Annotated in this window: 18 protein-coding genes and 1 riboswitch; of the genes, 16 read left to right on the top strand and 2 right to left on the bottom strand. The window is 38.8% G+C overall.

The features are described from left to right. Positions 1 to 112 precede the first annotated feature (112 nt). From ulaG to HMPREF2574_RS08405, 11 genes are all read left to right on the top strand, one after another. A complete protein-coding gene (gene ulaG / locus HMPREF2574_RS08455) occupies positions 113 to 1,204 on the top strand; it encodes an L-ascorbate 6-phosphate lactonase (protein WP_024052589.1) in 1,092 nt (363 codons plus the stop codon). Positions 1,205 to 1,314: 110 nt separating this feature from the next. Further along, positions 1,315 to 3,291 carry a transketolase gene (gene tkt, locus HMPREF2574_RS08450; RefSeq protein ID WP_024052590.1) on the top strand — a complete coding sequence of 659 codons (1,977 nt, stop codon included), beginning with the start codon at positions 1,315 to 1,317 and terminating at the stop codon, positions 3,289 to 3,291. Between the two features lie 95 nt (positions 3,292 to 3,386). After that, the gene (locus HMPREF2574_RS08445; protein ID WP_070584706.1) at positions 3,387 to 3,875 is read left to right on the top strand and encodes a prolyl-tRNA synthetase associated domain-containing protein; all 489 of its coding nucleotides are present in this window, start codon (positions 3,387 to 3,389) and stop codon (positions 3,873 to 3,875) included. 108 nt (positions 3,876 to 3,983) lie between these two features. Beyond that, positions 3,984 to 4,322: a preprotein translocase subunit YajC gene (yajC, locus tag HMPREF2574_RS08440; protein WP_003026971.1), complete on the top strand. Its 339-nt coding sequence runs from the start codon at positions 3,984 to 3,986 to the stop codon at positions 4,320 to 4,322. Positions 4,323 to 4,664: 342 nt separating this feature from the next. Then, positions 4,665 to 5,414 carry an isoprenyl transferase gene (locus tag HMPREF2574_RS08435; protein WP_024052593.1) on the top strand — a complete coding sequence of 250 codons (750 nt, stop codon included), beginning with the start codon at positions 4,665 to 4,667 and terminating at the stop codon, positions 5,412 to 5,414. Positions 5,415 to 5,422: 8 nt separating this feature from the next. Continuing rightward, positions 5,423 to 6,226, top strand: a complete 804-nt coding sequence (locus tag HMPREF2574_RS08430) for a phosphatidate cytidylyltransferase (protein ID WP_070812451.1) — start codon at positions 5,423 to 5,425, stop codon at positions 6,224 to 6,226. Between the two features lie 438 nt (positions 6,227 to 6,664). Further along, positions 6,665 to 7,936, top strand: a complete 1,272-nt coding sequence (locus HMPREF2574_RS08425) for a M50 family metallopeptidase (RefSeq protein ID WP_070241512.1) — start codon at positions 6,665 to 6,667, stop codon at positions 7,934 to 7,936. Positions 7,937 to 7,973: 37 nt separating this feature from the next. Next, positions 7,974 to 9,833, top strand: coding sequence for a proline--tRNA ligase (locus tag HMPREF2574_RS08420; RefSeq protein WP_024052596.1), 1,860 nt, complete (start codon positions 7,974 to 7,976; stop codon positions 9,831 to 9,833). A 265-nt stretch (positions 9,834 to 10,098) separates the two neighbouring features. Continuing rightward, positions 10,099 to 10,737 carry a hypothetical protein gene (locus HMPREF2574_RS08415; RefSeq protein ID WP_024052597.1) on the top strand — a complete coding sequence of 213 codons (639 nt, stop codon included), beginning with the start codon at positions 10,099 to 10,101 and terminating at the stop codon, positions 10,735 to 10,737. 66 nt (positions 10,738 to 10,803) lie between these two features. Then, entirely contained in the window at positions 10,804 to 12,108 is a 1,305-nt protein-coding gene (locus HMPREF2574_RS08410; RefSeq protein ID WP_070812450.1) for a bifunctional folylpolyglutamate synthase/dihydrofolate synthase, read from the top strand. 54 nt (positions 12,109 to 12,162) lie between these two features. Beyond that, positions 12,163 to 12,252: riboswitch (THF riboswitch) on the top strand. A 33-nt stretch (positions 12,253 to 12,285) separates the two neighbouring features. Then, positions 12,286 to 12,846, top strand: coding sequence for a folate family ECF transporter S component (locus HMPREF2574_RS08405; RefSeq protein WP_070812449.1), 561 nt, complete (start codon positions 12,286 to 12,288; stop codon positions 12,844 to 12,846). Between the two features lie 62 nt (positions 12,847 to 12,908). Here HMPREF2574_RS08405 and pepA read toward each other — a convergent pair whose 3' ends face one another. After that, positions 12,909 to 13,973 (bottom strand): glutamyl aminopeptidase, encoded by a 1,065-nt coding sequence (gene pepA / locus HMPREF2574_RS08400; protein WP_070812448.1) that lies wholly within the window; start codon positions 13,971 to 13,973, stop codon positions 12,909 to 12,911. Positions 13,974 to 14,092: 119 nt separating this feature from the next. On the opposite strand from pepA, the gene HMPREF2574_RS08395 reads away from it, so the two are divergent. The 5 genes from HMPREF2574_RS08395 to HMPREF2574_RS08375 all read left to right on the top strand — a co-directional run bounded on the left by HMPREF2574_RS08395 (position 14,093) and on the right by HMPREF2574_RS08375 (position 17,005). Next, positions 14,093 to 14,380, top strand: a complete 288-nt coding sequence (locus HMPREF2574_RS08395; RefSeq protein WP_070812447.1) for a DUF4651 domain-containing protein — start codon at positions 14,093 to 14,095, stop codon at positions 14,378 to 14,380. Further along, positions 14,377 to 14,694, top strand: coding sequence for a thioredoxin family protein (locus HMPREF2574_RS08390; protein ID WP_070812446.1), 318 nt, complete (start codon positions 14,377 to 14,379; stop codon positions 14,692 to 14,694). The genes HMPREF2574_RS08395 and HMPREF2574_RS08390 overlap by 4 nt, the downstream gene beginning before the upstream one ends. A 21-nt stretch (positions 14,695 to 14,715) precedes the next feature. Next, on the top strand, positions 14,716 to 15,342 hold the full coding sequence (ytpR, locus tag HMPREF2574_RS08385) for a YtpR family tRNA-binding protein (RefSeq protein WP_070812445.1): 627 nt from the start codon (positions 14,716 to 14,718) through the stop codon (positions 15,340 to 15,342). 71 nt (positions 15,343 to 15,413) lie between these two features. Beyond that, complete coding sequence (locus HMPREF2574_RS08380; protein WP_070812444.1) at positions 15,414 to 15,809, top strand: single-stranded DNA-binding protein; 396 nt, start codon at positions 15,414 to 15,416, stop codon at positions 15,807 to 15,809. 416 nt (positions 15,810 to 16,225) lie between these two features. After that, positions 16,226 to 17,005, top strand: a complete 780-nt coding sequence (locus HMPREF2574_RS08375; protein WP_024052604.1) for an InlB B-repeat-containing protein — start codon at positions 16,226 to 16,228, stop codon at positions 17,003 to 17,005. A gap of 37 nt (positions 17,006 to 17,042) precedes the next feature. Here the strand turns inward: HMPREF2574_RS08375 and HMPREF2574_RS08370 are convergent, their stop codons facing one another. After that, positions 17,043 to 17,843: a LacI family DNA-binding transcriptional regulator gene (locus tag HMPREF2574_RS08370; protein WP_024052605.1), complete on the bottom strand. Its 801-nt coding sequence runs from the start codon at positions 17,841 to 17,843 to the stop codon at positions 17,043 to 17,045. Between the last annotated feature and the right edge of the window lie 24 nt (positions 17,844 to 17,867).

Raw genomic sequence — 17,867 nt, 5'->3', positions numbered from 1 at the left:
AAAAATAGTCCAATCTTGAACACAGCCTTGTGCTTTATTTGGTCTTTTTTTCTCTCTTAGAGCAGCTTATACTAAAGATAGAAATATAATATTATCTTGAGGAGGAATGATCATGCTAAACGTAAACGAAATTACTCGGGAATCTTGGATTTTAAGTACTTTCCCAGAATGGGGCACTTGGCTTAACGAAGAAATTGAAGCAGAAGTAGTGCCTGAAGGTAACTTTGCTATGTGGTGGTTAGGGAATTGTGGTGTTTGGATTAAGACGCCAGGCGGAGCTAATGTGGTTATGGATCTTTGGTCTAACCGCGGAAAATCAACTAAAAAGGTCAAAGATATGGTGCGGGGACATCAAATGGCAAATATGGCAGGCGTACGTAAATTACAGCCAAATTTGCGCGTGCAGCCAATGGTGATTGATCCATTTATGATTAATGAGTTGGACTATTATCTGGTATCGCATTTTCACAGTGACCATATTGATATCAATACTGCAGCAGCGATTGTCAACAATCCGAAATTGAATCATGTTAAATTTGTCGGACCTTATGAATGTGGCGAAATCTGGAAAAAATGGGGTGTCCCAGAAGAACGTATCATCGTGATTAAACCCGGCGAAAGTTTTGAGTTTAAAGATATTAAAGTATCAGCTGTGGAATCTTTCGACCGAACTTGCTTGGTAACACTTCCGGTTGATGGTGCTGATGCCCAAGATGGTGAACTGAAAGGTCTGCCTGTAACAGATGAAGAAATGGCGCGTAAAGCAGTCAATTACATCTTTGAAACGCCAGGTGGTACAATTTATCATGGTGCAGATTCGCACTTCTCAAACTATTTTGCCAAACACGGAAAAGATTTCAATATTGATGTAGCGATTAACAACTACGGTGATAATCCAATCGGTATTCAAGACAAGATGACTTCAATTGATTTGCTTCGTATGGCTGAAAACCTTCGTGCCAAAGTTATTATTCCAGTTCATTATGATATTTGGTCTAACTTCATGGCTTCAACGGACGAGATTTTAGCCTTGTGGAAGATGCGTAAAGAGCGCCTCCAATATCAATTCCATCCATTCATCTGGGAAGTCGGTGGTAAATATACCTATCCGCAAGACAAAGACAGGATTGAATATCATCACCCACGTGGCTTTGATGATTGCTTTGAGCATGATTCAAACATTCAATTTAAGGCTTTACTATAAAAAATTAAGTGGGAATTATCCGTATACATTGCGATATGCGGATAATTTTCTTATAATGATAGTGTAGAATAATTGCTACTGAAAAGGTAGTATTATAAAAGGAGAATTCAATGTCAAATTTATCTGTCAATGCCATTCGTTTTTTGGGAATTGATGCTATTGAAAAATCAAAATCTGGGCATCCAGGTGTTGTCATGGGCGCAGCACCGATGGCTTATGACTTATTTACCAAGCAAATGCGTGTGAATCCAGAAGTACCAAATTGGGTCAATCGCGATCGTTTTGTTTTATCAGCAGGCCACGGCTCTATGCTGCTCTATGCACTTCTTCACTTGTCTGGTTTTCAAGATGTCACTATGGACGAAATCAAGCACTTCCGTCAATGGGGTTCTAAAACGCCTGGACATCCAGAATTTGGACATACGGCTGGTGTAGATGCGACAACTGGACCCCTCGGTCAAGGAATTTCGATGGCAACTGGTTTTGCACAAGCAGAACGTTTCCTAGCTGCTAAGTACAACCGTGAAGGCTATAATATCTTTGACCACTATACCTATGTCATCTGTGGTGACGGGGACTTAATGGAAGGTGTGTCTGCTGAAGCGGCTTCTTATGCTGGACTGCAAAAGCTAGATAAGCTCATCGTTCTCTATGATTCAAACGACATCAATTTGGACGGAGAAACGAAAGATTCCTTTACAGAAAGTGTTCGTGACCGTTACAATGCTTACGGCTGGCACACAGCTTTGGTCAAAGATGGAACAGACTTAGAAGCAATCGATACGGCGATTGAAACCGCAAAAGTTTCTGGCAAACCTTCCTTGATTGAAGTCAAAACGGTGATTGGTTATGGCTCACCAAATAAACAAGGGACAAATGCTGTTCATGGAGCGCCTCTTGGTGCGGAAGAAGCAGCGGCTACTCGCAAAGCCCTTACTTGGGATTACGCACCATTTGAAATTCCAGAAGAAGTCTACGAAGATTATCGAGTTAATGTTGCAGAACGCGGCAAAGCTGCCTATGATGCTTGGGAAAAACTCGTTGAAGAATACAAACAAGCCTATCCTGACTTAGCTGATGAAGTTTCTGCCATTATTGCTGGAAAAGATCCAGTTGAGATCAAACCAGAAGATTTTCCAGTAAAAGAAACAGGTCTTTCACAAGCTACTCGTAATTCTAGCCAAGATGCTTTGAATGCTGCCGCAAAAGTTCTCCCAACTTTCCTTGGTGGCTCTGCTGACCTCGCTCATTCTAATATGACTTACATCAAAGAAGATGGCTTGCAAGATGATGCCCACCGTCTTAACCGCAATATTCAATTTGGTGTGCGTGAATTTGCTATGGGTACTATTTTGAATGGTATGGCGCTTCACGGAGGACTTCGTGTTTATGGCGGTACGTTCTTTGTCTTCTCAGACTATGTTAAAGCGGCTGTTCGCTTATCAGCCCTTCAAGGCTTACCTGTGACTTATGTCTTTACGCATGACTCAATTGCAGTTGGTGAGGATGGTCCAACTCATGAACCAATTGAGCACTTAGCAGGTCTTCGTGCAATTCCAAACCTCAATGTCTTGCGCCCAGCAGATGCACGTGAAACACAGGCTGCTTGGTACTTGGCACTCAAGAGTCAAACAACTCCAACAGCTTTGGTTCTCACACGTCAAAACTTGACAGTTGAAGCTAGAACTGACTTTGACAAGGTGGCGAAAGGAGCTTATGTTGTATATGAAACAGCAAATGGTTTTGATACAATTCTTCTGGCATCTGGTTCTGAAGTTAACTTAGCTGTTGCAACTGCTAAAGAGTTGGAAGTACAAGGAGAAAAGGTTCGTGTTGTCAGCGTACCATCAACAGACATCTTTGATGCACAAGACGCTGCTTACAAAGAAGAAATTTTACCAAATGCAGTTCGTCGCCGTGTTGCTATCGAAATGGCTGCAACCCAGTCTTGGTATAAATATGTCGGACTTGACGGAGCTGTTATCGGTATTGACAAATTCGGTGCTTCTGCCCCAGCTGCTAAGGTAATGGAAGAATATGGCTTCACCGTTGCTCATGTCGTAGAAGTTGTGAAAAATTTGAAATAGTAACTATCAAGAAGAACCGAGGCTTGCTTTGCTTCGGTTTTTCTAACTAGAAATGCTATAATGAAAATAGGAAATTTTATCTCGGAGGTGTGAAGATGACAAAGGAAAGTATGATTTATCAGCTGTTGGATGAATTGAAAATTTCTTATGATCGTCTGGATCATGAACCAATTTCTTCCGTTATTGAGGCAGCTGAAAAAGGAATTGTCTTACCGGGGCAACAGGTCAAAAATCTCCTTTTGAAAAATAAAAAGGGACGTCAATTTTATTTGGTCATTTTGCGGGACGAAAAAACGGCAGATATCAAGCATTTGGCAGAAATCCTTGATGAAAAACGATTATCATTTGCCAATGATAAGGAGCTGGAGGAGCTTTTACAGGTAGAGCCAGGTGCGGTTACACCCTTTGGGCTGCTTTTTGATAAGGAAAAGAAAGTCCAACTGATTGTGGACGAGGAGGTTGATCCGAACTTGACCGTGGGTTTTCATCCTTTTGTCAATACAACAACGCTCAATATCGCTTATGCGGACTTTTTACGCTTTTTGGAAAAAGCAGAGCATACTGTCAAAAGAATTCGCTGCTAGTCAGACTTAAGGAGGAATCCTTTTAGAAATTTCAGCTCTTCCTTGTAAATTCTTTAGGAATCTGCTATAGTAGATAATATATGAAATCTAAAGGAGACTAAAATGAAAATGGGTAACGGTTTTTCAATTTTAATCATGTTGGTTGTGATGATGGGCTTGATGTTCTTCATGCAACGTTCTCAAAAGAAACAAGCAGACAAACGGATGGAAAGCTTGAACAAACTACAAAAAGGATATGAAGTCATTACGATTGGTGGCTTGTATGGTACGGTTGATGAAGTTGATACTGAAAAGAAAACGGTTGTTCTCGATGTAGATGGTGTTTACTTGACATTTGAATTAACAGCTATTAAGACCGTATTGCCTCTCACAGAGGGAATCACAGCAGTTGCTGGTGCAGACGGAAGTGTTGATATGTCAGAAGATACAGCTATTGAAGAAGAATAGTAGTGTTTTAAGCTAAAAAAGGGATTGGAGTTTCTCCAGTTCTTTTATTTTTGCTTGAAAGGTTTCTTTTACAATTTATAAGAATAATTCTTTTTCTACTTTGACGTCGCCAATTAGCTATTTTGATGCCAAAGCCCAACCAAGTAACAAATATTCCCTTAGCAGAATAGGAATTTTAAAAAGATAAAGCATTTAATTTTATCGTAAAATAATGTGAAAAAGAAATTGGAGCCAAAAATTTCTATGTTTCGGCTTCTTTTTTATCTGAAATTTATCATAAATCCCATTTTTAGAGGATTTATGATATAATGAAATGTAAAACTTTATTAGGAAAACAAGCAGATGTTTAGTTTTAAGAAAAAAGAAAAAATTGAAGTTCCGTTACAAATACCAAAACATATCGGTATTATTATGGACGGGAATGGTCGTTGGGCTAAAAAGAGAATGCAGCCGCGCGTTTTCGGGCATAAGTCTGGAATGGAAACTTTGCAAAATGTTACCATTGCAGCTAAAGAGTTGGGTGTCCAAGTATTGACAGTCTACGCGTTCTCCACAGAAAATTGGTCGCGTCCTGAAAAAGAAGTCAGCTTTATCATGAACTTGCCGGTTGAATTTTACGACCGTTATGTGCCTGAGTTGCATAGAAATAACGTAAAAATTCAAATGATTGGAGATACAGAGCGGCTGCCTAAGACAACGTATGATGCGCTTTGCAAAGCAGAAGAATTAACGCGACTCAACACAGGCTTGATTCTGAATTTTGCCTTGAATTATGGTGGTCGTGCTGAGATTGTTCAGGCAGTTAAAATGATTGCTCAAGATGTGTTAGATGCCAAGTTCAGTCCGGGCGAGATTGATGAAGAGATGATTGCCAATTATCTACAAACCAGCAGTCTACCTCGATTATTGCGCAATCCGGATTTGGTCATTCGAACGAGCGGAGAATTGCGTTTGAGTAATTTCTTACCTTGGCAAAGTGCATATAGTGAGCTGTATTTTACAGACATTTTATGGCCGGATTTTGATGAGAAAGCTTTGAAAGCAGCTATTGAAGAATATAGTAAACGAAATCGTCGATTTGGCGGCGTGTAGGAGAATTTATGGATAAGGATTTACAAAGACGTGTTATTTTTGGCGGAGTGGCACTTGCTATCTTCATTCCAGTTTTGATGATAGGAGGCGCTCTTCTGCAAATTGGAATGGGGCTTCTAGCCATGTTGGGTGTTCATGAATTGCTACAAATGAAAGGGCTGAGAAGTACCACACTAGAAGGTGTCTTAGCTATGTTAGCAGGTTTTGTGCTGACGATTCCACTCGAAAACTATTTGAAATTTTTGTCGGTAGACGGAAATGTTGTGGCTTATAGTTTAGTTGTTTTTCTTCTATTAGTCTCAACTGTTCTAGGGAAAAATTACAGTTTTGAAGATGCGGCTTATCCAATCGCTGCGAGTTTTTACGTGGGAATTGGCTTCAATGCTTTGCTAGATGCACGGGTGGCTGGTTTTGACAAAGTGCTCTTAGCCTTGTTTATCGTCTGGGCAACGGATAGCGGAGCTTACTTGGTCGGACGGAGATATGGCGTACGTCGCTTAGCTCCTCATGTTTCACCAAATAAAACTGTTGAGGGCAGCCTAGGAGGCATTGCTTCAGCAGTCCTTGTAACATTTATTTTTATGTTGTTTGATAGAAACGTTGCCGCACCTCATCATATGTTTGTCATGCTTCTTTCCACAGTATTCTTTAGTATTGCAGGTCAGTTTGGGGACTTGGTAGAAAGTGCAATTAAGCGCCATTTTGGAGTCAAAGATTCTGGTAAATTTATACCCGGACATGGTGGTGTGTTAGATCGTTTTGACAGCATGCTGTTTGTCTTTCCCTTGATGCATTTCTTTGGATTGTTCTAATGAGAATGGTAAAATGAAGTGGGACAGACTAACGTGATTGTTTTGTAATCACTCACAGAAAAATGAAATCTGAGAAGATGAGATAAAAAATCAATATTTCGCAAGAAGTTTATTTTGTTACTCCCCTCTGCACAGTTGACTAGGATAGTTGTTGTTCTTTCCCTAGTAAGGGATTAGAACTACCACTCGACAGTGATTGATTGGCACTAAAGTACCTAATCAATTGTGCATAGGAACTCTAAATTGACTAAAGTCAACAGAGTTTCTCATTACTGCGTTTTGTTGTAAAAATAATTATTGTAAGAGTCTGGGAAACGTTCCTTCCAGCCTCTTTGTGAATGAACTTTATAAGGAAATCTTAAGCCGAGTGAAGTAATCTTGATTTGCTGGGTGCAATTCAGTAAGATGATCATGTCAGAAAGTAGAAAGGTTGGTGTAATGCAGTCTGGTATTATAGGAATTATCACCTTTATCATTGTTTTTGGAATTATTGTAGTTGTTCATGAGTTTGGACATTTCTATTTTGCGAAAAAATCGGGCATTTTGGTGCGGGAGTTTGCTATTGGAATGGGCCCGAAAATTTTTGCTCATATCGGAAAAGACGGTACGGCGTATACCATTCGGATGTTACCGCTGGGTGGCTATGTTCGTATGGCTGGTTGGGGCGAAGATTCGACCGAGATTAAAACCGGAACACCTGCTAGTTTGACTTTAAATGAAGCAGGTAAGGTCGTCCGAATCAACCTTTCGGGCAAGAAAATTGATCAAACCGCTTTGCCGATGAATGTGACGGGCTTTGATTTGGAAGACAAGCTGGAAATCACTGGTTTGGTACTAGATGAACAAAAGACCTATGCGGTTGACCATGACGCAACAATCGTAGAAGAAGACGGCACAGAGGTTCGGATTGCTCCGCTTGATGTGCAGTATCAAAATGCTAGTTTAGGCGGGCGCCTCATTACCAACTTTGCAGGACCGATGAACAATTTCATTTTGGGGATTGTAGCTTTTCTGTTGTTGATTTTCATGCAGGGTGGCGTTGCCAATCCCAATACAAATCATATTCGTGTCTTACAGGACGGTGCCTTGGCACAAGCTGGTGTAAAAAATAACAACCAGATTTTAAAAGTTGGTCAAGCAGAAATCAAGAATTGGTCGGATTTGACCCAAGCTGTTCAGTCTGAGACGAAAAACAGTAAAGGGCAGTCAGAACTAAATGTGACTGTTAAAAGCGGAAATAAAGTTCAAGAGCTGACAGTTAAGCCTAAAAAAGAGCAAGGAAGATATCTATTAGGAGTGATGCCGGGCTTGAAATCAGATTTTCCGTCTATGATCGCGGGTGGGTTTAGCATGGCTTGGAACGCTAGTTTCCGCATCTTTGACGCTTTAAAAAATTTAATTTTCCACCCAGACATCAATAAACTAGGCGGTCCTGTGGCGATTTACAAAGCCAGTAGTGACGCTGCTAAAGGCGGAATTGAAAGTGTTATCGCTTTATTAGCTATGCTATCTCTAAATATTGGTATTTTTAATCTCATTCCTATCCCAGCGCTTGACGGTGGAAAGATTGTGCTCAATCTTCTTGAAGCCATTCGTCGCAAGCCATTGAAACAGGAAACAGAAACCTATGTCACGTTGGCAGGTGTCGCTGTTATGGTACTCCTAATGATTGTGGTGACCTGGAATGATATTATGAGAACCTTCTTTTAAAAGGTGAATTCTAAATAATAAATAAAAGGAAGAATTTATGAAACAAAGTAAAATGTTAATCCCAACACTACGTGAAATGCCTAGTGATGCACAAGTCATCAGCCATGCACTTATGCTGCGTGCGGGCTATGTCCGCCAAATTTCAGCAGGTGTTTACTCTTACTTACCATTGGCTAATCGCGTGATTGAAAAAGTAAAAAAAATCATGCGAGAAGAATTTGAAAAAATCGGTGCGGTCGAAATGTTAGCTCCAGCCCTCCTTAGTGCCGACCTTTGGCGTGAATCAGGTCGTTATGATACCTACGGTGAAGATCTTTATAAATTAAAAAATCGCGAAGGTTCAGATTTTATCTTAGGGCCCACTCATGAAGAAACATTCACCGCAATTGTACGGGATTCTGTAAAATCTTATAAGCAATTACCGCTTAATCTTTATCAGATTCAGGCTAAATACCGTGATGAAAAGCGTCCTCGAAATGGCTTATTGCGGACACGTGAGTTTATCATGAAAGACGGTTATAGCTTCCATGCCAATTACGATAGCCTAGACGTGACTTATGATGAATACAAGACGGCTTATGAAAATATTTTTATTCGTAGTGAGATTGAATTTAAAGGTATTATCGGTGACGGTGGTGCCATGGGTGGAAAGGATAGTCAAGAATTTATGGCCATTACACCTGAACGGACAGACCTCAGCCGTTGGGTTGTCTTGGACAAGTCAGTCGCTAGCTTTGATGAAATTCCAGCTGATGTGCAAGAAGCCATTAAAGCTGAATTGACAAGTTGGTTGGTGTCTGGTGAAGATACTGTTGTGTATTCAAGCGAGTCAAACTATGCTGCAAATTTGGAAATGGCAACGAATGAATACAAACCAAGCAATCGTGTCGTGGCAAAAGAGGAATTGACTCGTATAGAGACCCCAGATTGCAAGTCAATTGATGAAGTCGCTGCTTTTCTTCATGTTGATGAAAGCCAAACAATTAAAACGTTGGTTTATATTGCTGATGAGAAACCGATTGTAGCGCTTCTTGTTGGGAATGATCAACTGAATGAAGTCAAGCTGAAAAATTATTTAGGTGCTGATTTTTTTGAACCAGCAAGTGAAAAAGAAGTTCGTGAATTATTTGGAGCAAACTTTGGTTCTCTTGGACCTGTTCATCTTCCAGAAGATGTTCAAATTATCGCTGATCGCAAAGTAGAGGACGTTCGAAATGCGGTGGTTGGTGCCAATGAAGACGGTTATCATTTGACCGGTGTCAATCCAGGGCGAGACTTCACAGCAGAATATGTAGATATTCGCGAGGTGCGTGAAGGAGAAATTTCACCAGACGGACAAGGCGTCTTGAAATTTGCACGTGGCATTGAAATTGGACATATTTTTAAATTAGGAACTCGTTATTCAGAAAGTATGAATGCGACTGTTTTAGATGAAAATGGTCGTGCAGTTCCTGTCGTAATGGGCTGCTATGGTATTGGTGTCAGTCGCCTCTTATCAGCTGTTATGGAGCAACATGCACGCCTCTTTGTCAATAAAACGCCAAAGGGAGACTATCGCTATGCTTGGGGAATCAATTTTCCAAAAGAATTGGCACCGTTTGATGTGCATCTAATCCCTGTAAATGTCAAAGACGAGGAAGCTCTTTCATTGACAGAACAACTAGAAGCAAAGCTGCTCAAAGCTGGCTACGAAGTTTTGACAGATGACCGCAATGAACGCGCAGGTGTGAAATTCAGCGATAGTGACTTGATTGGCCTACCAATCCGTGTGACGATCGGGAAAAAAGCAGCTGACCGCATCGTTGAAGTCAAAATCAAAGCGACAGGTGATACCATTGAAGTGCATGTTGACAACCTTCTTGAAACACTTGCAATCTTAACGAAGAAAAATGAATAAATAGGTCTAAAACAAGATCTAAATTATCATTCAAAAAACAGGAAAAATCTTAATTGGAGACAATCCGAAAGAGATTTTGCCTGTTTTTTTGAGTTGATACTTTGCGTCGACTTGTTGGCGTGGGACAAAGAAGGACTGTTGAGGGAAATGTGTTTTACTTTGCTTTCATTTTTTACTATTTGAAGATAAAAAATAAATTTTTAGGGCATCTTCTGAGGAAACCTTTGAAATATTTTATACTAAAAAGGTAGAAAAAGGAGTTGAAATGAGAAAGATAAAAAATATTCTTCAAATGAGTTTGCTAATCGTTCTGACACAGATTGCTTTGGTATTGCTGACGACGCCATTGTCCAAATCATTGACCTTTCAGCAGTCAAGTTTTGTATTTTTGTTCATTCTATTTTCTTGTGGCTTGCTTTATTTTCGCTATTTTTCCAGAGAGTTAACAGATTTTAAATCAGAAATCTTAACGGCTCGTTACTGGCCTCTCCTGCGATTATCCTATCTCATGATGGTATTTATCAATGCTATAGGAGTTTATCTGATGATTTTAGAAGGGACGGCTGCTGTTTCAGAAAGTCAACAATTATTTATGAGCCTGTTCATCCACTCCTCTCTTTTTTTGCTGGGTGTTGATGTGATAGCTCTGGTGCCTGAAGTACGGTCATTTATTATTCATCTTTTTGTTTCAAAAGATCAAGCAAGAATGAGTTTTGTGATAGGGAGTTTGTTTTTTATCCTTTTACGAAATCCAGCTGATATCAGTTGTTTTATCGTTTATACGGGCTTAGGATTTCTGTTTTCGCTCTTTATTCCCAAGCCACTTCCTCGTTTGGAGTTCTCCATTTTCAGTCATTTGTTGCGCAATAGCTTTTCTCTTCTTTTCTTGCTCATTTTTTGGTAAATTCCTTTTGTAGAAATCTCACTTCTATGATAAAATGAGAGCATTATAGATTGGATGAGAAGGACAATGATACAAAAGGAAGAACAGTTAGAATGGTTGCACCAACACCAAACAAAAGAGCCGCATTTAGGCTTAGAACGAGTGAGACGACTATTAGCATTGCGAGGTAATCCGCATTTACAAATCTCGGTCATTCACATTGCAGGTACCAATGGAAAAGGATCAACGATTGCGCATTTACGTCAGCTATTGCAAGTAAAGAAGTTGTGTATTGGAACGTTTACATCGCCTTATCTTCTTAACTATAATGAGCAAATTGCAATCAATGGTTTACCTATTTCAGACGAAGACTTTTATTCTTTGTTGCAATCTTATCAAGAGTTATTAAAAAAGCAGGTAGATGATACGGTATTGCAGGCAATAACAGAGTTTGAGATTATCACGGCGTTGGCTTATGATTATTTCTGCCAGCAAGAGGTAGATGTGGTCATAATGGAAGTAGGTCTGGGTGGTTTATTGGACAGTACTAATGTGTGTCGACCGGATTTGACAGCTATTACGACAATCGGACTAGATCACATGGCTATTTTAGGTACCACACTGGCAGACATTGCAGTGCAAAAGGCAGGTATTATCAAAGAGAGGGTACCAGTGGTGACAGGCAAGATTTCTTCAGAAGCACTGGCAGTTATTCACACTATTGCTCAGCAACGTCAGGCTTCTCATGTCCGCTATGGGAAAGATTATCAGGTAGAGTCTGTGCAACGCTTGGCAGAAGGAGAAAAATTTCGTTTTTCAAATGCATTTCGGAAGAAAGAAGACTATCAAAGTGTTCTTTTGGGCGTTCATCAAGTTGAGAATGCAGGACTTGCACTTGAATTATGCGATCAATATTGCTACTTGAAAGGTTTACCATTGTTGAGTGAAAATGAGATAAGACGGGCATTAAAAAGAACGTATTGGCCTGCTCGCTTGGAGAAAATTTCAAATGCACCATTGATTTTGCTAGATGGTGCACACAATCCTCATGCAATGAAAGCCCTGATTGCTTCCTTAGAAAGCTATTTTCCAGATTATCAAAAAACGATTTTATTTACATGTATTCAAACTAAGGCGTTGGATGAAATGGTTGCTTTGTTAAAAACTGTTTCCAAATCTCAGTTATTTCTCACTACATTTGAAGATTCGAAGAGTTTTTCAACAGAAGAAATGCAAGGTTTGGCAAAGCGTGAAAAGTTAAAATATGTAGAGTGGTTGCCTTATTTGGAGCAATACAAAAAAGTCAAACATGGAGAGAAAGAGCTACTGCTCATCACAGGCTCTCTCTATTTCCTTGCAGATGTGAGAAAATATCTAATGAGCGATAGGTAAAAGGGGGTTTTCTAAATAGTTAAAATGTGATAGAATAAAAGAGCAATTCGTTTGCACAGAGTAAGTGGTCTGCGTTAAGTGTGTATGGATGGGATGTTGCCATACAACGAAACATTTGTGCGGTAGACCATTGCATCCGCTGTCATTTTGACAGCTCCCGAAAGAAAAGGAGCGAATATGAGAAAAAACTCGCCTAAGTTGTCGGTGCAACTTTTAGTTGCCCTTTCTATGATTGTAGCTCTCTGCTTTGTCTTAGAGAGGTTTTCAATCTTTGTCATCCCTCGTTTGTTGAAGCTGAGCCCAGCTTTCATTGGTTATACCCTTATGGGAAGTGTCGCTGGTCCGATTTTATCTGGTCTGGTTTCTGCCGTATATGATATGCTTTCCTTTTTCTTTTTGAGTCAGGGGCAACCATTCATTATCTGGTTTACATTGATTGAAGCCTTGCAAGGTATTCTCTATGGTTATTTCTTTTATGGCAAAGAATTACGATTTGAACGGAAGAAAGACTGGCTTTGGGTGACACTAGCAACTGTCGCTGTTATGGGAGTGGGGACCTTTACCTTAACGCCCTTAGCTCTCCATTTACAATATGGAGTACCCTTTGTTGCACTATACGCTACTCGGGCATGGTCTGTTTTTGAAATTCCTTTACGAGTATTTGTGACAATGCTCATTGTCACACAGTTGCAACGAATCCCCGAATTACGTAAGTTAATGGGATTAAACAATAAGTGAAAAAACGAGAGCAGAAAAAGGCTGAGACATCACTGTCTACAGCCTTTTCAAATATGCATTTTTTAATAGTTTTTTATCAAATCAACGGTTGAACGATCCAATTTCTTAACAAGAGCTTGTAAGAAAGCTTGAGCTTGTAGAAAGTCGTCCATTGCGTAGAGTGTTTGATGAGAATGAATGTAACGTGCACAAACACCAATAGTTGTAGAAGGCACACCACCGTTTTTGAGATGAGCAGCGCCTGCATCGGTTCCGCCTTTGCCACAGTAGTATTGATACTTGATGCCTGCTTCTTCTGCCGTTGTTAGAAGGAAATCTTTCATATTTGGCAACATGAGGTGACCTGGGTCAAAGAAACGAATCAGAGTCCCTTCTCCGATAGATCCTTGATCTCCGTAAATGTCGCCAGCAGGCGAACAGTCTACTGCCAAGAAAACTTCTGGGTCAAACTTAGTCGTTGAAACATGGGCTCCACGCAATCCGACTTCTTCTTGGACATTGGCTCCAACATAAAGTTCGTTGTTAAGCTTTTGTCCAGCCAGAGCTTGAACCAGTTCACTCACCATGAGGACACCGTAACGATTGTCCCAAGCTTTTGAGATAACGTTTTTCCCATTAGCTGTGAGAATAGCAGAGCTGTCTGGTACAATCGTATCGCCTGGACGAATGCCGTAGCTTTCAGCTTCTGCTTTATCAGCAAATCCACCGTCAAAAACAATATCTTCAATCCTTGGTAGACTTGGTCCACCTGTTCCACGAGTCAAATGTGGAGGAACAGATCCTGAAATAACAGGAATTTCATCTCCTGTACGATTAGATAATTTAAACCGTTGGCTGCTAACGACGAGTGGATTCCAGCCACCAATTTGTACCACACGAAACGTCCCGTCGGGTTTGATTTCACTCACCATGAAGCCAACTTCATCCATGTGGGCAGCTACCAAGACACGTGGTGCATTAGTAGCTTCTGAATGTTTTACTCCGAAAATACCACCTAAGCCGTCGGTTATGACTTCGTCTACATGAGGAGTGATTTTTTTACGCAAATAATTGCGAACAGGCGCTTCATGCCCTGAAACGGCAGCAATTTCTGTTACTTCTTTGATTTTTGAAAATAATTCTGACATCATTAACCTTCTTTCTGTTCTTATTTTATCATTTTCTATCATAGTTGGGTAGCATTCAAAGATAAAAAACAGTAGTGTTTCGATTTGTCCCAATTTATCTTTTGTGTTAAAATATTGTCATGAAAGCTAAAAAGATTCTATTAACAACGGCTGCACTTGCGGGAGTAGGGATTGCAGCTTATGCGACTAAAAAAACGTTGGACGAACGAAAAGAAGCTGAGTGGCGTGAGCAATTAGTTGCTGAAATTCGGAAAAGGTTGTCTAAATTAGGACCAATTGCTACACTGTATGTGCAATTATACAAGTCAGATGAACACCAATTGGTTGGTGGTGTGGTGTATGAAGATAATCGACACATCACATTTGTGTATGAAAACGGTGAATTGACCTATGAGGAAGAACAATGATTATTCCAGCAAATATAGAAGAATTGGCATCATTTGTGAAACGCGAAGGAAAGATTGTGTTCTTTTTCACAGCCGAGTGGTGTGGAGATTGTCGTTTTATTAAACCTTTTTTGCCTGAGATTGAAGCAGAAAATCCTGATTTTACCTTTGTTGAGGTCAATCGTGACGATTATATGGAAGTTGCCAAAAAGTGGGATGTGTATGGGATTCCTAGCCTAGTAGTCCTAGAAAATGGACAAGAAATTGGTCGTTTTGTTAATCGCGAGCGAAAAACGAAGACGCAAATCAATGAATTTTTAGCCCAGTTATTATGAATTGTATATAGTGGAGGAACAATGATTTTTACATATAATAAAGAGCATGTTGGCGATGTGTTGATGGTGATTGTTGCAGACAGTCAAGATGCTAAGTTATCTGCTGAACGCAAAGGTGATGTGGCGCGTGTCTATCGCCAAGATACTGGAGAAACGGTTGCTTGGAATATTTTTGGGGTTTCCAATCTTTTTAATATCACTAATCGCGGACAAGTTTTCCTGACCGATGAAGAAATTTCAATTCTTAACCAAGAATTGAGTCAAGCAGGTTTTGAGCCAGAATTAGTCAATGACCTTACTCCAAAATTTGTAGTGGGTGAAATTGTTGAAATGGAAGTACATCCGGATAGTGACCATCTCAATATTTGTCAAGTAAGAGTCGCAGCAGAAAAAGTAATTCAAATCGTAGCAGGAGCGCCTAATGCTAAAGTGGGTCTGAAGACGATTGTGGCATTACCTGGTACTATGATGCCAAAAGGAAACTTGATTTTTCCTGGTGAACTGCGTGGAGTAGCGAGTTTTGGTATGATGTGCAGTCCTCGTGAGTTGCAACTGCCAAATGCCCCACAAAAGCGCGGAATTATTGAATTAGCAAGCTCAGAAGTAGTAGGAACAGCTTTTGATCCAATCAAACATTGGCAAGAATAAGTACAAATTAATCGTGGATTTTCACGATTTTTTCTTTTTTCTTACGAATAAATAGTTAGGAGGAAAAGAAAATGTATAATAAAGTAATTTTAATTGGTCGCTTGGTTAATATACCAGAGTTAAATAAAACAGCTAATGATAAATCTGTGGCGCGTGCAACGCTTGCTGTTAATCGCCGATATAAAGGACAAAATGGCGAGCGAGAAGCGGATTTTGTAAACGTCATTGTTTGGGGCAAATTAGCCGAAACTTTAGCAAGTTATGCAACAAAAGGAAGCTTAATTTCTCTTGATGGAGAACTTCGTACCCGTCGTTATGAGAAAGACGGTGTGACACATTATGTAACAGAAGTGCTTTGCAACGGCTTCCAGTTATTAGAAAGTCGTGCCCAACGAGCTCTTCGTGAGAATAATACAGGTGCAGACTTGGCAGATTTGGTTCTAGAAGAAGAGGAATTGCCATTTTAGGAATAGAAATTTCCGATTAAAATATTTAAAAATATTAGGATATTGAAGCTGAAATTTATCTTGATGTGATTAAAAAATGAGAAAAATACAGTTCCTAATCAAAGTTCAGTCATTAATAACAGAAAAGCTTAAAATCAACGTTTTTGATAACTTGCTTTTAAGCTTTTTTACTATTTCTGGGATTTTTATCTATTTGAATATCTTTTGTGACTCAATATGAATCTAAAGGAAACTGTTTAGCTTTAAAAATTATTATGACAGGCAAAATTCAACGACTTGAGTGATTGATAATTTTAAAAGAGAAGTTGATGTGTATGAAAAAAATTAACAATAAATAGTTGACAAATGGGAGCGGTTGCAGTAAAATCGACTTAAACGTTTAAGTTAAAAATTAATTTTCTCAAAGGAGTTTTACAATGAAAAAAGTCTTTTCTTATTTAGTGTTAGCAGGAAGCTGTTTTAGTCTAATGGCTTGTGGACAAACCACAAAGAACTCATCTGTAACGAATACAAGTGAGACAAACCGTAAGGAGATAAAAGTTAATTACTATGATACAGATGGGAAAACTTTATTAAAAAATGAAAAAGTTAATTCTATTAAAGATATTTTGAAGTTTAAGCCTGAAAAGCAGGGAAAGAATTTTGAAGGTTGGTATGTAAAACCAGATTATTCGCGAAAATTTACGGATAAAATGGAGGTGAAATCAGTGTTATCCTTGTATGCAGGTTTTTCAACCTATAAAGCAGATAAGAGAGAGTTTATTATTCTGGGCAAAGGGAAAAGTCCGACATTAAAAACATCTAATTGGGGTGCGGTAGTAAATGATACACACAAGATGAAAAAAGAGGAGCAAGCAAATAGTAATATTTATAAAATTACTGTTGATTTAGAAGCAGGAGATGAATTTCAATTTGCCATTAATAATAAATGGGAAAATCAAAGAGGATTTGGTTATCTTCAAACAACTAAAAAAGATGGTGTTAGTTATTTCGAGAACTCAGGAGGTATAGGTGAAGTTTCAAGTAAACGTGCTAATATAAAAGTTGTCAAACCAGGGACTTATACCTTTACTTTAGTGACACATCCAGCTGAGGATACTTATGATACGAAAAACGAAAAATACACTGAACTAAAAAAGGAGGCTTTCAACATGAATCCTTTTGATACAATTTTTTGGGACTATACAAAAAAATGAGTGAGAAAGTCCACTCATTATACGATCAGATATAGATTTAAACCAGAATATCATGATTTTGAATTTTCTTACGTTGTATAGCCCATTCAATGCTTTGAAATAAATGTTGAAATTTTTCTTCAAATATATTTGGTAGGTAAAGTTTCTTTTTAAGATTAGACGTGAGTTGATGGATACTTTCATCAATCACTAAAATATTTTTAGCTGCAAAATATTCTAAATCAATCGTATTTTCAGTGAAAATAAAAATATCTTTAAAAGTATTCTGAATTTTTGTTAACCGTTCTTCGTTTCGTATAGGGAGAGTAAGTAAGGTAAAAGGCTCATTATTAAAGTAAGTTTGAGCTGTACGATGGATGCGAGAGTAATCTGTATTTATCTGAAAAAATACAGGATTATCAATGAAACTATCTAAGGCAATTAGAGGGGAAAAATTGATATTTCCAATTTTATAGAAAGTTTCGTTATCTATATCTAATGTAATAACAGCATCTACATTATCGTATTTTTCAATACACTGCTCATTTAAATAAAATAAATTGTATTGTTTAGAGTGGAGAAACTTTGAGAACTGATTTATAAAGTAAAATTGCTCAGCATTTTTGATTAATGATGAAGATTGCTGACAGTAGATTGCTACTGTTTGTAATTTCTTTGTGATAAGAGATTTAGCTGCTTGATTAGGAGTATAATCTAAAAGATTGATGATTTGCCATATTTTATTTTTAGTTTTATCGCTAATTTTTTGATCTTCGCGATTGTTGATAACATAGGATACAGTTGCAACAGATACACCTGCTTCTCGAGCAATATCTTTTATAGTTACTTTATTTTTCATATTCTTGTTATATAAAAAAAGAAA

Source organism: Streptococcus sp. HMSC034E12 (assembly GCF_001835915.1).
Classification (GTDB): Bacteria; Bacillota; Bacilli; order Lactobacillales; family Streptococcaceae; genus Streptococcus; species Streptococcus vaginalis.
The sequence above is the reverse complement of the archived record's forward strand: the minus strand, read 5'-3'. Positions and strand labels throughout refer to the sequence as shown.

What these genes read in the sequence shown, in the direction of transcription:
- ulaG (WP_024052589.1), top strand. Translation starts at nt 113, where the DNA reads ATGCTAAACGTAAACGAAATTACTCGGGAATCTTGGATTTTAAGTACT.
- tkt (WP_024052590.1), top strand. Translation starts at nt 1,315, where the DNA reads ATGTCAAATTTATCTGTCAATGCCATTCGTTTTTTGGGAATTGATGCT.
- HMPREF2574_RS08445 (WP_070584706.1), top strand. Translation starts at nt 3,387, where the DNA reads ATGACAAAGGAAAGTATGATTTATCAGCTGTTGGATGAATTGAAAATT.
- yajC (WP_003026971.1), top strand. Translation starts at nt 3,984, where the DNA reads ATGGGTAACGGTTTTTCAATTTTAATCATGTTGGTTGTGATGATGGGC.
- HMPREF2574_RS08435 (WP_024052593.1), top strand. Translation starts at nt 4,665, where the DNA reads ATGTTTAGTTTTAAGAAAAAAGAAAAAATTGAAGTTCCGTTACAAATA.
- HMPREF2574_RS08430 (WP_070812451.1), top strand. Translation starts at nt 5,423, where the DNA reads ATGGATAAGGATTTACAAAGACGTGTTATTTTTGGCGGAGTGGCACTT.
- HMPREF2574_RS08425 (WP_070241512.1), top strand. Translation starts at nt 6,665, where the DNA reads ATGCAGTCTGGTATTATAGGAATTATCACCTTTATCATTGTTTTTGGA.
- HMPREF2574_RS08420 (WP_024052596.1), top strand. Translation starts at nt 7,974, where the DNA reads ATGAAACAAAGTAAAATGTTAATCCCAACACTACGTGAAATGCCTAGT.
- HMPREF2574_RS08415 (WP_024052597.1), top strand. Translation starts at nt 10,099, where the DNA reads ATGAGAAAGATAAAAAATATTCTTCAAATGAGTTTGCTAATCGTTCTG.
- HMPREF2574_RS08410 (WP_070812450.1), top strand. Translation starts at nt 10,804, where the DNA reads ATGATACAAAAGGAAGAACAGTTAGAATGGTTGCACCAACACCAAACA.
- HMPREF2574_RS08405 (WP_070812449.1), top strand. Translation starts at nt 12,286, where the DNA reads ATGAGAAAAAACTCGCCTAAGTTGTCGGTGCAACTTTTAGTTGCCCTT.
- pepA (WP_070812448.1), bottom strand. Translation starts at nt 13,973, where the DNA reads ATGTCAGAATTATTTTCAAAAATCAAAGAAGTAACAGAAATTGCTGCC.
- HMPREF2574_RS08395 (WP_070812447.1), top strand. Translation starts at nt 14,093, where the DNA reads ATGAAAGCTAAAAAGATTCTATTAACAACGGCTGCACTTGCGGGAGTA.
- HMPREF2574_RS08390 (WP_070812446.1), top strand. Translation starts at nt 14,377, where the DNA reads ATGATTATTCCAGCAAATATAGAAGAATTGGCATCATTTGTGAAACGC.
- ytpR (WP_070812445.1), top strand. Translation starts at nt 14,716, where the DNA reads ATGATTTTTACATATAATAAAGAGCATGTTGGCGATGTGTTGATGGTG.
- HMPREF2574_RS08380 (WP_070812444.1), top strand. Translation starts at nt 15,414, where the DNA reads ATGTATAATAAAGTAATTTTAATTGGTCGCTTGGTTAATATACCAGAG.
- HMPREF2574_RS08375 (WP_024052604.1), top strand. Translation starts at nt 16,226, where the DNA reads ATGAAAAAAGTCTTTTCTTATTTAGTGTTAGCAGGAAGCTGTTTTAGT.
- HMPREF2574_RS08370 (WP_024052605.1), bottom strand. Translation starts at nt 17,843, where the DNA reads ATGAAAAATAAAGTAACTATAAAAGATATTGCTCGAGAAGCAGGTGTA.